The organism is Psychrobacter aquaticus CMS 56, from assembly GCF_000471625.1.
GTDB classification, from domain to species: domain Bacteria; phylum Pseudomonadota; class Gammaproteobacteria; order Pseudomonadales; family Moraxellaceae; genus Psychrobacter; species Psychrobacter aquaticus.
The window spans coordinates 168,424-180,889 of the sequence record NZ_AUSW01000006.1; the positions used below are offsets into that span (position 1 = coordinate 168,424).

General features: G+C 42.5%; 10 protein-coding genes. 9 read left to right on the top strand and 1 reads right to left on the bottom strand.

The window, feature by feature from the left end; genetic code table 11:
• Positions 1–23 precede the first annotated feature (23 nt).
• Complete coding sequence (locus M917_RS01060) at positions 24–1,247, bottom strand: homoserine kinase (RefSeq protein WP_021812895.1); 1,224 nt, start codon at positions 1,245–1,247, stop codon at positions 24–26.
• Positions 1,248–1,435: 188 nt separating this feature from the next.
• Here M917_RS01060 and hisF point away from each other — a divergent pair, with 188 nt between their 5' ends.
• From hisF to M917_RS01105, 9 genes are all read left to right on the top strand, one after another.
• Positions 1,436–2,218 (top strand): imidazole glycerol phosphate synthase subunit HisF, encoded by a 783-nt coding sequence (hisF, locus tag M917_RS01065; RefSeq protein ID WP_021812896.1) that lies wholly within the window; start codon positions 1,436–1,438, stop codon positions 2,216–2,218.
• 188 nt (positions 2,219–2,406) lie between these two features.
• On the top strand, positions 2,407–2,928 hold the full coding sequence (ribH, locus tag M917_RS01070) for a 6,7-dimethyl-8-ribityllumazine synthase (protein WP_021812897.1): 522 nt from the start codon (positions 2,407–2,409) through the stop codon (positions 2,926–2,928).
• A 258-nt stretch (positions 2,929–3,186) separates the two neighbouring features.
• Positions 3,187–4,071, top strand: a complete 885-nt coding sequence (gene nusB / locus M917_RS13835) for a transcription antitermination factor NusB (RefSeq protein WP_021812898.1) — start codon at positions 3,187–3,189, stop codon at positions 4,069–4,071.
• Positions 4,072–4,073: 2 nt separating this feature from the next.
• Positions 4,074–5,117, top strand: coding sequence for a thiamine-phosphate kinase (thiL, locus tag M917_RS01080; RefSeq protein ID WP_021812899.1), 1,044 nt, complete (start codon positions 4,074–4,076; stop codon positions 5,115–5,117).
• A gap of 3 nt (positions 5,118–5,120) precedes the next feature.
• Positions 5,121–5,702 (top strand): phosphatidylglycerophosphatase A family protein, encoded by a 582-nt coding sequence (locus M917_RS01085; RefSeq protein ID WP_021812900.1) that lies wholly within the window; start codon positions 5,121–5,123, stop codon positions 5,700–5,702.
• A 144-nt stretch (positions 5,703–5,846) separates the two neighbouring features.
• Positions 5,847–7,223, top strand: coding sequence for a bifunctional UDP-N-acetylglucosamine diphosphorylase/glucosamine-1-phosphate N-acetyltransferase GlmU (gene glmU / locus M917_RS01090; protein WP_040641511.1), 1,377 nt, complete (start codon positions 5,847–5,849; stop codon positions 7,221–7,223).
• Positions 7,224–7,401: 178 nt separating this feature from the next.
• A complete protein-coding gene (glmS, locus tag M917_RS01095) occupies positions 7,402–9,246 on the top strand; it encodes a glutamine--fructose-6-phosphate transaminase (isomerizing) (RefSeq protein WP_021812902.1) in 1,845 nt (614 codons plus the stop codon).
• Positions 9,247–9,417: 171 nt separating this feature from the next.
• Complete coding sequence (locus tag M917_RS01100; RefSeq protein WP_021812903.1) at positions 9,418–10,227, top strand: TnsA endonuclease N-terminal domain-containing protein; 810 nt, start codon at positions 9,418–9,420, stop codon at positions 10,225–10,227.
• The gene (locus tag M917_RS01105; RefSeq protein WP_021812904.1) at positions 10,211–12,304 is read left to right on the top strand and encodes a Mu transposase C-terminal domain-containing protein; all 2,094 of its coding nucleotides are present in this window, start codon (positions 10,211–10,213) and stop codon (positions 12,302–12,304) included. Before M917_RS01100 ends, M917_RS01105 begins: the two co-directional genes overlap by 17 nt.
• The last annotated feature ends 162 nt before the right edge of the window (positions 12,305–12,466 follow it).

Genomic DNA, 12,466 nt, shown 5'->3' on the forward strand with positions numbered 1-12,466 from the left:
AAGAGTAAATGAATCAGCCATAGTTACAGCAATTGATCTAGCGTATATTCTTTGATTAAAAAATGGCTGTGGTTGCTTAATTGATCAGGCGTTAATTGGTCACGTATTAACTGCTCACGCGCTTGCTCAGCTTGAGTAATGCTGCTAAAAACACCAACTATTTGATTGTTTTGATCAGTATTTGAGTGAGTATTTAACAGTACAAAAACCGTATTTTGCGCTTTTTCGACGTGTGACCAATGATAAGCGGACAAGCGTTTCATCAAGTCAGGGTTTTTGACCATGATATTGTCACCCGTGCGCCCTTCGGTACGGTTGTAGTGAATGACGTTTAAGCGTAATAACCAAAAAATTACTGCCGCTTTGGCGAGCATCACTGGCAAGGCGCGTTTTTCGTCAGCGCCAAGCGGGCGCTTAGACTCATAGCCTTGTAAAAAAGCGGCCATTTTACTGCGGTCAAAGTTCACCGACTCGCCTTGTTCGGCATCGCCCCATGTGGTACAAAAATCATTAATGGTAATGGCAATATCCATTACATAATGCTCGGCACTTACTTCAGTAAAGTCCAATAGACCTGTCAGACGTGCCTCGCCTTTTTGGCTATTATTTAATGATAAGTTCCATAAGGTATTATCTGCAAACATATCTAGATGACACAAGCCTTTTGGCAGAGTCGCTAGTGGCAATTGTGTATACGCATGCCAAATATCCCTCATCAATTTGGCTTCATCACTTGGCATAAACTGACTTTCACGATCACGCACATCGCTCCATGGATATAAAGGCACGCCATATTGCTCGCTCGGTTGCAGCGCTTGCAACGTCTCGTGCAGTAATGCTAGCGCTGCGCCAATCTCATGACACATCGCTTGCGTGGTTTGCTCTGGGTGCGCGCCTGCGAGGCAAGGCACCAGCGTAATGGCCTTGTCTTCATAATGGATAACGTAGCGTTTATCGTTATCCGTTCTAGCAGCCTCTGACTCAATAACAGCCAATGGTGCAGCAACTGGCAGCTTGCCATCTAATTGATTGAGAATAACGGCCATTTTTTCGATATCAGCAGGGGGACGCTCTTCAAATAATGTAAACACATAAGAGGGTGCGCCATCTGTGTCATCAGTCGTCTGAATGAACCAATTAGAGTTTTTGATACCTTGCGTAATAGGAATGGCACGCGCAAACGACACGCCAAAGCTTTGGCAAAAGGCGGCAAATTGGTCATCGGTTAACTGGGTATAGACAGACATGACATCTCACTTTTGGCAATTGAATAAGAAGTTAAATAGGGCACATTTAGACGGTAATGACAGCAATTGTACCGCGCATGAGCGAACTGTGGTGAAAAGCGTAATAATCTTGCGAAAACCTGCCTGAGATGGCAGTGATTTTGCTAGACTAGCGCATTGAGTGAATTGATTATAAGGTGAAAGACCCTATGTTAGCAAAGCGTATCATTCCTTGTTTGGACGTTGACAATGGCCGCGTGGTCAAGGGCGTGCAATTTGTCGATATTAAAGACGCAGGCGACCCCGTCGAAGTGGCAAAACGCTACAACGAGCAAGGCGCGGATGAGATTACCTTTTTGGACATTACCGCCACCAATGATGAGCGCGACACCACTTATCATACCGTAGAACGTATGGCAGAAACTGTTTTTGTACCACTAACCGTCGGCGGCGGTGTGCGTAAAATCGCCGATATCCGTAATTTGCTCAATGCTGGCGCGGACAAAGTGGCGATTAACTCAGCAGCCGTATTTACGCCTGAATTTGTTGGAGAAGCCGCACAAAAATTTGGCAATCAATGTATCGTCGTTGCAATCGATGCCAAGCGGGTCGCTGATGTGACTGTCGATGGCATCATCGTACCACGCTGGGAGATTTTCACTCATGGCGGGCGCAAACCCACAGGTATTGATGCCGTTGCTTGGGCAAGCAAGATGGCGGAGCTGGGCGCTGGCGAATTATTGGTCACCTCGATGGATGGTGATGGTACCAAAAAAGGCTATGATTTGGCACTTATGAAGCAAATTACCAGCCACGTCAATGTACCTGTTATTGCCTCAGGTGGCGTTGGTAATTTGCAACATTTGGCGGAAGGGGTATTAGAAGGCGGCGTGGATGCGGTGCTTGCGGCCAGCATTTTTCACTTTGGCGAGTATACCGTTTTGGAGGCCAAAAAATATATGGCAGAACAAGGGATACCAATGCGTTTGTAACACACTCGTAAAATGCCAATAAATTAGAAAAAATGTTATTATAGTGCTAACCATTTATTTTCGTTCATTTAACGACCCAATCGTGTGATTGCTAGATCATCAAATAAGTTGTTTGAAACTATTACTATATTTAGCCTGTTATTTACTCCTACATCTCCATTAAACGCCCATTACGCAAAGGATTTTTTATGTCGAATTTACAACAACAACGCAATGACGTGACTCATATCGATGGTAATTTACATCAAAACGCTGATGCCCGTATCGGTATCGTGGTTGGTCGTTTTAATGGATTCGTCGTTGAATCATTGGTTGATGGCGCGATTGATGCGCTGCTCCGTCATGGTGTCTTGGGTAGCAATATTACCGTTATCCGCGTACCTGGTGCTTTTGAGCTGCCATTGGTTGCCCAGCGTGCCGCTGAGTCTGATCGCTTTGATGCTATTATTGCTTTAGGCGCTATTATTCGTGGTAGCACGCCGCATTTTGACTTTGTCGCGAGCGAGTCTGCCAAAGGCTTAAGCAGTGTGGCGATTGATTATAATATTCCAGTAGCAAATGGCGTATTGACGACTGACAGCATCGAGCAAGCCATCGAACGTGCTGGCACCAAAGCGGGTAACAAAGGCTCTGAAGCGGCCATGGTTGTGCTTGAGATGATCGCTGTGCTATCACAGCTAGACATTGATGATGATAGCGAAGACGCTTAAGCTTTAAAATTTAAACGTACTGGTTAAACGGTTGCTGCTATTTAGTAATAACAGCACCTAATAGCATTAGCCAGCTATCAAAATAATTGGCAATTTTTTGAATTTTCGCCGTATTTCTATACCTGTCACACCTCTGAATCAGCGAAACACACACGCATAAGTGCTGAAAATATTTCGTCTTGATGTGTTTAAAAAGTACACTTTGCTGATTGATGTTGTGACCGGGTATTATCTCAAAAATTTAGGTACAGACCCCCTATGACTGACCAACTCAAGCGCGCGATTAGCGCTGCGAAAACCGCACAAGCCAACGATCCACAAGCTGAAGCTACCCGTATAGCGAGCAGTAGTGCGGGTGATCAAACCTTCGATATGAGTGAGTCTTCTTATAAGACCAGTCACACCGCTATCCGTAAAGCGCGACGCTTTGCCATGCAAGGCTTATACGAATGGCTCGTCACTGACCGCCGCTTTGATGTGGATGGCAAGCTTGGCTGGAAAGCCAATGCCCCGCATGATATCGCTGCCCGTACCCGCGCCACCAATGCCATGCACACCGTACACATCGGTTATTATCATGAAATGATGCGCGATATCCCAGAGCAGATTGAGGCGCTAGATACCCTTATCAGCCAGCATCTAGATCGCGACATTGATAAGCTAGATACCGTCGAGCACGCTATTTTGCTGATCGGTGCTTATGAGCTACAGAATCGCTTAGAGATTCCTTATAAAGTCGTGCTTGATGAGGCGATGAAATTGAACAATCATTTTGGAGCGACTGACGCCCATAAATTGATCAATGCGGTACTCGATAAAATGGCCGTTGACATACGTGCGATTGAAGTAGAATCAGACACCAAAGCCAACTTACGTACCTCACAAAAAGCAGTCGCCAAACAGCCTGAAGCCAAACCAGTTGATAACAATGAGAAAGCGGCTATAGAAGCCATTGAAACTGATATCGATGACACGCCCACCGCTTCTAACAAACCCCGTATCAGTGCCAACAATGCCACAGTCAAACGCAATAGCGCTAGTAAAGCCAGCGCCAATATTAGTGATTTTAAGGCCAGTAAAAGAGACGCGGCTCAAAATACGGTTGAAAAAGACAGCGTTATCGACGCAAATAATCAAGACTAGCCATGAATGAATTTGAGCTGATTGAGCGTATATTTTCACAGATGCAATCGGCACAACTATCATTAGATGATGTCGAAAAAGGCATTGGTGATGATGCCGCGGTGATGGCGTTGCCTACAGGTTCGCGCTTAGTGAGCTGTATTGATACGCTCGTTCAAGGGCGACACTTTAGCGCTGACTGGAATCAAGTAAACACGCTGGCATTTGCCATTGGTTATAAGGCGGTCGCCGTCAACGTCTCAGACATTGCTGCCATGGGTGCGACACCGCACAGTATTTTATTGGCGTTGGCATTACCTGAGCGCTTAGCAAATGAGCAATGGTTAAGTGAGTTTGCCAAAGGTTTGTTTCATGCCTGCCAACTGTTTGGTGTAACGCTGATTGGCGGTGATACCACGCGCAGCGATAGTTTGGTGCTGAGTGTCAGCGCGCAAGGGTTACTTGCTGTAGGCACGCCAGCCGTTTACCGCTCAGGGGCACAGGTTGGCGACAAAGTCTATGTGTCAGGGTCACTTGGTGATGCCAGTTATGCCTTGCAACATCCTAAAAGTATTCAAGGTGTAGAACTGGCACATCGGCTACATATGCCTACCCCTCGTATTGCGTTGGGTGCCGCCTTGGCAAAAGTTGGTGCAACAGCAATGATTGATATCTCTGATGGTCTTTACCAGGACCTTGGGCATATTTGCCAACAAAGCGCTGTTAGCATGCGCTTACATCTAGATCAGCTGCCGACTAGCGCATCGTTAGCAACCGTTGATTTATCTGAGCGCTTATTGTGTCAATTGGCTGGTGGGGATGATTACGAGCTGGCTTTTACTTTACCCGCTCATATCGCGCCGCCTGCCAGCAACACGCCTGTCACCTACATTGGTGAAGTCATCGCGTTAGCAGACAAACCAAAAAATCATATAGAAAACCATATAAATAGTGCCGCGCATTTATATCCTGAGCTTGATTATCAAGGACAGCCAGTAACTCAGACACATCCTGCACCATTTCCTAAATGGCCCAAGCTGACTGGTTACCAACATTTTACAGGTTAACCTATGACCGATCATAATCTCTCCAAGCCTGATATTAGTAAAGCTAATGACTGCCCACCTTTACCAACAAATGCCAGTCTGCTTGATCGTGCGGTTTATTGGCTTGGTCTTGGTTTAGGTAGTGGCCTGCCTCGCCGTGCGCCCGGTACATGGGGGACAGTTGGTGGTTTAATCATTGCGATACCCTTAATGAGCTTAGGTTTTGTGCCGTTTTTGCTTATTACTGTTTTGTCCTGCTTTTTGGGTATTTGGATATGTGGTCGTACCTCTGAGCTGATGCAAGGTCACGATGACCCCCATATCGTTTGGGATGAATGGTCGGGTATCTGGATTACGTTACTGCCATTTTCTTATATGGGTGTCTCTGCTACCAGTTTTTGGCAAGACATATCCCAAAGCTTGTCTATCATTGCACTTATCATCGCTTTTGTCTTATTTCGCTTTTTTGACATTATTAAGCCACCACCAATTGGCTGGGCAGATAAAAAAGTCGCTGGCGGTTTGGGTATTATGCTAGATGATATTATTGCTGGTGTGATGGCAGCAGCAGTATGGATGATTGTAATGATGGGTATGTTGCTATAATCATATGCACAGTAAGCCTTTTTTATATGACTTATTATATAACCTTAAGTTACAAAGCTTGCACGTCATGTCGTTTTTCTTAAATCAATATTTACGTTATAATCGAATCTTATATTTTGTTACACCTATACTATAAGAGCCATTATGACATCTCCTCTTTCTGTAATTATTCTAGCTGCCGGTAAAGGCACGCGTATGCAGTCGGCTAAGCCAAAAGTGCTGCAAACGCTGGCTGGTAAATCACTACTCGCTCATGTCTTAGACACTTGCCATCAGTTGACTGTTGATGAAACCATCATCGTTCATGGCTTTGGCGGTGAGCAAGTGCAATCAGAAATTACCGATCAGTATGCGCAGTCCTCAATCACTTGGGTTGCGCAAACGGAACAGCTAGGAACTGGACATGCGGTCAAAGTGACCCTGTCTGATTTACCAAAAGAAGGACAAAGTCTTATTCTTTATGGCGATGTGCCATTGGTGAGCTGTCAAACGTTAGCCGCATTAAAAACGGCAAACACTGACGGCATGTCTATGCTTACTTTGACGGTCGATAATCCCTTTGGGCTAGGCCGTATTAAACGTGACCAAGCGGGTAACATCACCGCCATTGTTGAGCAAAAAGATGCCAATACCGATGAGCAAAGTATCAAAGAGATCAACAGTGGTATCTACTGCGTCGATAATGCCCTTTTGCATAAATATCTGCCTGAGCTGTCTAATGACAACGCTCAGCAAGAATATTACCTGACAGATATTGTCAAAATGGCAGTCGCTGATGGCATTACCATTGCTGCGATTGAACCTGAACATACTTTTGAAATTGAAGGCGTCAATAACCGTCAGCAGTTGGCCAGCTTAGAGCGCACATGGCAAGGTAAGCTGGTCGCTGACCTGCAAGAAGCAGGCGTACAGTTTGCTGATCCGACCCGTGTTGATATTCGTGGTACGTTGACCGCAGGACAAGATGTGTTTATTGACGTTAATGTGGTCTTTGAAGGTGACTGCACCTTGGGTGACAATGTCTATATCGAAGCGGGCTGCGTGATCAAGAGCACCAGTATCGGCAATGCGTGCCATCTAAAGCCATATTGTGTCATTGATCAGACTCAGATTGAAGCTGGCGTGACCATCGGCCCATTTGTAAATCTGCGTCCTGACACCCGTTTGGCCAGTAACAGCCGTATTGGCAACTTTGTGGAAATCAAAAAATCCACCATCGGTCACGGTAGCAAAGTCAACCATCTCAGCTACATTGGTGATGCTATCATCGGTACAGATGTCAATGTTGGTGCAGGCGTGATCACTTGCAATTATGATGGCGTCAATAAATCACAAACCATTATTAAAGACAATGCTTTCATCGGTTCCAATGCCAGTTTGGTCGCGCCCGTAACCATAGGTGATACCGCTAATGTGGCAGCAGGTTCCGTGATTACCAAAAATGTTGACGATAAAGCATTAGCGTTCGGACGCGCACGGCAAACGCAAAAAGAGAACTTTCAAAGACCCATTAAAAAATAATTGAATCATTAAAAGTGATATGGATAACCGTCATACCTTTAAAAAAATTAAGCAGTACGGCAATTTTTGTGGTGCTGCTTCATCGTTTTTATAAATTAATTATTTTGTTAACACTCACTCATACGATTTATTGATTGAGTCATCAACGTATATTACACATTAAATTTAAGGAATAGCCATGTGCGGAATTGTAGGGGCAGTTGCTGAGCGTAATATTGCCAATATCTTACTTGAAGGTCTCAAACGTCTAGAGTACAGAGGTTATGATTCTGCTGGCTTAACCGTCATTCGCGATGGTGCGTTGCATCGCGAGCGCCAAGTCGGCAAGGTTCAAGCGCTGGTCGATGCGGTCGCCATCAATCCAGAGTTTTTTGATGGTCATACTGGTATCGCTCATACACGCTGGGCCACGCATGGCGAACCTGCACAGCGTAACGCGCATCCACACGTTTCAGGCAAGATTGCTGTCGTGCATAATGGTATTGTCGAAAACTATGCTGAGCTTAAAGAAACACTCATGGCCAAAGGTTATGAATTTACTTCGCAGACAGATACCGAAGTCGTTGCGCATTTGATTCATGATATTTATAAACAAAACCCTGATTTACTAGAAGCGGTTCGTACTATTATTCCGCTATTACATGGTGCGTTTGCCTTGGGTATCGTGCATGTCGATTGTCCAGATGAACTCATCACTGTACGTTTAGGTTCGCCACTGGTGATTGGTGTGGGTATTGGTGAGAATTTTATTGCCTCAGATCAATTGGCTTTGCTTCCAGTAACCAACCGTTTTATGTATTTAGAAGAAGGCGACATCGCTAAGTTGACGCGCAGCAGCATTCAAGTCTATGCAGATGGTATAGAAGTTAAGCGTCAGATACATGAAATTGATGCCGCCCAGCACAATGCCGATAAAGGTGAATTTAAACATTACATGCTTAAAGAAATTTATGAGCAGCCAGATGCGGTCGCCCGTACGCTTGAGATGGCACTCGACAAAGGCGAAAACGTTAAGCTACGCGATGACTTTTTGCAACGTCATGAAACGCAGCTAAAAGGTATCAAGAGCGTACAAATCATCGCTTGTGGTACCAGTTATCACTCAGGTCTGGTCGCAAAATATTGGTTCGAAAGCCTAATTCGTGTGCCCTGTTCCGTTGAGGTTGCGAGTGAATTCCGTTATCGCAATCCAGTCGTTGTCGATCATTCATTAGTTATCTGCATTTCTCAATCTGGTGAAACGGCGGATACTTTATCTGCGCTACGTGATACGCAAAAGCAGTCGCCAACAGGTTTAGTCAGCTTGGCATTATGCAATGTCCCTACTTCATCGCTAGTACGCGAGACTGATATTTTCTTGCCGACACTAGCAGGCCCTGAGATTGGGGTTGCTTCTACCAAAGCCTTTACGACTCAGCTTGTCGCTCTCATGTTACTGGTATTAAAAGTGGGTGCTGTTCAACAGCGTATGTCTGAAGAGCGCTTGAGCACATTGATTGGCGAGCTACACCAGTTGCCGGGTCAGCTGTATAACAGCTTAAATCTTGATGCACCTATCAAGACCATGAGTGAGCACTTTGAAGACAAGAAAAGCTGTTTATTCCTAGGTCGTGGCTTGCAATTTCCTATTGCTCTAGAAGGCGCGTTAAAACTCAAAGAAATCTCTTATATTCATGCAGAAGGCTATGCGGCAGGTGAGCTCAAACATGGGCCATTGGCATTGGTAGACAAAGACATGCCAATCGTCGTCCTTGCCCCTAAAGACAGTATGTTTGATAAGCTTAAAGCCAACATGCAAGAAGTGCATGCACGTCACGGGGAGTTATTTGTATTTGCTAGTGAGTCCAGTCAGATGGTCGCAGAAGATCGTTTGCACGTAGTCCATGTACCTGATGTCTGTGAGATATTGGCTCCTATTATCTATAGTGTCCCTGTACAGTTGTTGTCATACCATGTGGCCGTGTTGCGCGGTACAGACGTTGACCAACCACGTAATCTTGCAAAATCGGTAACTGTCGAATAATTTAAGTAATTGATTTTAATGAAGTTGTCATTGAGTAATTACCTATCATACCAAGTAATTACTTATCATACTGAGTAATTACTTATCATACTGAGTAATTACCTATCATACTATTGTATGATGATTAATCCTTTGCTATCTTGTATTAACGAGATGACAAAGGATTTTTTTGTGAATAACAAAAATAGAAAAAGCTCCATAACAACTAAGTCTTCAAAAGACTATCAACCATTTGTCAAAGTAGCTGATATATCCTCACTTGGAAGATCTCACCGTGTCTTTGGTCATAAGACCAAACGAACACATCACCTTCTCTCTGATCTTGAGCTTGCAGTATTCTTAATTTTTGAGTGGCATGGCAATGTTGAAGATATACAAGAGCAGTTCCCTTTAGATATCAATATAACTAAGCAAATTGCCGATGATGTAGGAATTAAGCATCCATCTCAAAAAGGTGAGCTCAAAACAATGACTACTGACTTCTACGTCATATCTAAAAACATTAAATCAGTAACGTCTCAATTAGCGCTCCAAGCTAAATATAGCAATCATTTAGATGATAATAGGACTATAGAAAAGTTAGAATTAGAACGCAGATACTGGGAACAAAAAGATGTGGATTTCAAAATCATTACTGAAAAAGACATTCCTAGAGCTGTAACTGACAATATAAAATGGTTGTATCCCTCTAAGAATACTTATCTGATTACTATTGAAGAAAACGATTTTACTTTCTATTCAGAACAGATTATTGAGAGCCCTACTCTAAAAATCATAGATTTTTGTAAGAAAATTGACTCTGCTTACGACCACCCTCTTGGTACAGCATTAAGCAAACTAAAGAATTTAATAGCCCACGGTTATATCAGCTTTGATATACGAAAAGATTACCGAAAGATCGTTTGTGCTGAACTATCCATAGTAGATAAGGTTTATTCTAATTACATAGACAAGGAGCTCAAACATGCTTCGAATCAATGATGTTTATGACTATAAGCAAACGAAATTCAGGTTATTGAGTGAAATAACATCTGGATATATTTGGATTAATATTGATGACAAATCCGCTATGCCAGAGTTTATAGACCGATTAAGCTTGAATGTACTCATTGAAGATGAGGCTTGTACACTGACCCAAGATCCTTATGAGAATTTACGTCTGACTAATGAACCTAGCGCCTCATCACGAGCAATTAAGCGAGATAATAATTATGCATTAATATCTCCCATAATATTAGACCCAGATCACTATGAGGCAAACGTTAGAGGCCCATTAATTAATGATGTCTTAGCTCAAAATAAAACTACTAAACAAACTTTATATCGCTTACTAAGGAATTATTGGCAGAGAGGACAAACTCCTAATGCTCTACTGCCTGTGCGCACAAATAAGCGTAAAGATGGCAAGGAACGTCAAATAAAGAAGAAGCTTGGCCGACCTCGTATTTATAGCGATGGCAAAGGTATGATAATAACTGATGAAATTGCAAGGTTATTTAATTTAGTCATTAATCGTCATTTACTAAACCAGAGTAAGCATACGATAGGCTATGCATATCGTAAGTTTCAATCAATTTATCGTTCTAAATATCCTCAAATTAATGACACAGAAATCCCTACTATCTGGCAATTTAAATATCATTACGATACTAATTTTAGTACATTAGAAAAGCTCAGAAGCCGCACTAATAATAAGATATTTAATAAAGACATACGCCCGCTACACTCAACAGTAAATACGCATATTCTAGGCCCTGGTTCAAAGTATGAAATTGATGCAACCATAGCAGACATTTATCTATTATCTGACTCTGATAGAGCTAGCATCGTTGGTAGACCAATTATCTATTTGATAGCAGATGTGTTTTCCAGAATGGTGACAGGTTTTTATATAGGATTTGAAAACCCATCCTATGTAACAAGCGTACAAGCAATAAAAACAGCCGTCTGTGATAAAACAGATATATGCAAAAAGTTTGGTATAGATATTTCTTCAGAGGATTGGCCATGCATCGGCTTACCTGAATCGATACTTGCCGATAGAGGAGAGTTACTAGGCTCTCAAATTGAAACGCTTGAGAAGAGCTTTTCAGTAAGAATTGAAAATACGCCCGCTTATCGAGGTGATTTGAAGGGTATCGTCGAAAGATACTTCAATACTATTCAAGCAAAATTTAAACCTCATACGACCAAAATGGGAGTAGTACAGGGTATAAAAGAAGTACGAAGAGGTGGACACGACTATCGCATAGATGCCACTTTAACTATTACAGATTTCACTAAAATCATCATAAATTCAATACTCATGCATAATAACCATCATCTCTTAGCTAGCTATGATAGAGAGGCAGATATGCCTCCAGATATGCCGCTTATACCAATTGAAATATGGAACTGGGGATTGCAAAATAGAACTGGTCAATTAAGAGCTGTCGATGCAGATAGCATTCATGTAGCCTTATTACCACGACATACAGCAACTATCTCGAACTTAGGTATAAAGTTGTTTGGTGTTTACTATACATGCTCCGAGATCATGCAACATGGCTGGCTACATCGCAAAGGTACTGTTAATAGACCTAGATCTATTCAGGTAGCATATGATTTAATTGACGCCTCAAAAATTTATATTTTTTATGAGGATAATAGTCTTAATTACTGGATTGGAACACTTGCCGATCGCTCAAGGGAGTTCAAAAACTGTAGTTGGTGGGAGGTATGGCAGGTTCAAAAGATACAAAAAGTAGCTAATGCAAAACAAGAAATAAAAAGCAGTATTGCTTTAACAGACTTAGAAGATGAAATACAGGCTATTTTAAAAGAGTCTGAAATGAAAAAGAATAACAGTAATGAATCTAAGAACTCCCGAATCTCAAAAATTAGAAGTAATCGAGATACAGAAAAAGCTTCAGAACGCCATCATCAAAAACAATCTCATCACATTAAAAACAAGACTCATTTGAAAGTAATCAAAGATGACTCTCCAAATTCCCCATCTGATGAAGATCTGGCACTAAGCAATCCGATTTATACATCATTGTTATTTGAGGATGAATGATATGCTATCGTCAAACACTGTTACAGCAGACTATAGAAAAACGGATATACCTCGATACAACGATAATCCATTTATTGAAGCACTACCTCCTATCGCTGAACCAAAAGCTGTTATTGAAGCTCTTAGAAGTCGTGTTGATATCGTATATTCAGATAAAAGTAT

Excerpts from the sequence above, each read along its gene's own strand:
- M917_RS01060 (WP_021812895.1), bottom strand. The coding sequence starts at position 1,247 with ATGTCTGTCTATACCCAGTTAACCGATGACCAATTTGCCGCCTTTTGC.
- hisF (WP_021812896.1), top strand. The coding sequence starts at position 1,436 with ATGTTAGCAAAGCGTATCATTCCTTGTTTGGACGTTGACAATGGCCGC.
- ribH (WP_021812897.1), top strand. The coding sequence starts at position 2,407 with ATGTCGAATTTACAACAACAACGCAATGACGTGACTCATATCGATGGT.
- nusB (WP_021812898.1), top strand. The coding sequence starts at position 3,187 with ATGACTGACCAACTCAAGCGCGCGATTAGCGCTGCGAAAACCGCACAA.
- thiL (WP_021812899.1), top strand. The coding sequence starts at position 4,074 with ATGAATGAATTTGAGCTGATTGAGCGTATATTTTCACAGATGCAATCG.
- M917_RS01085 (WP_021812900.1), top strand. The coding sequence starts at position 5,121 with ATGACCGATCATAATCTCTCCAAGCCTGATATTAGTAAAGCTAATGAC.
- glmU (WP_040641511.1), top strand. The coding sequence starts at position 5,847 with ATGACATCTCCTCTTTCTGTAATTATTCTAGCTGCCGGTAAAGGCACG.
- glmS (WP_021812902.1), top strand. The coding sequence starts at position 7,402 with ATGTGCGGAATTGTAGGGGCAGTTGCTGAGCGTAATATTGCCAATATC.
- M917_RS01105 (WP_021812904.1), top strand. The coding sequence starts at position 10,211 with ATGCTTCGAATCAATGATGTTTATGACTATAAGCAAACGAAATTCAGG.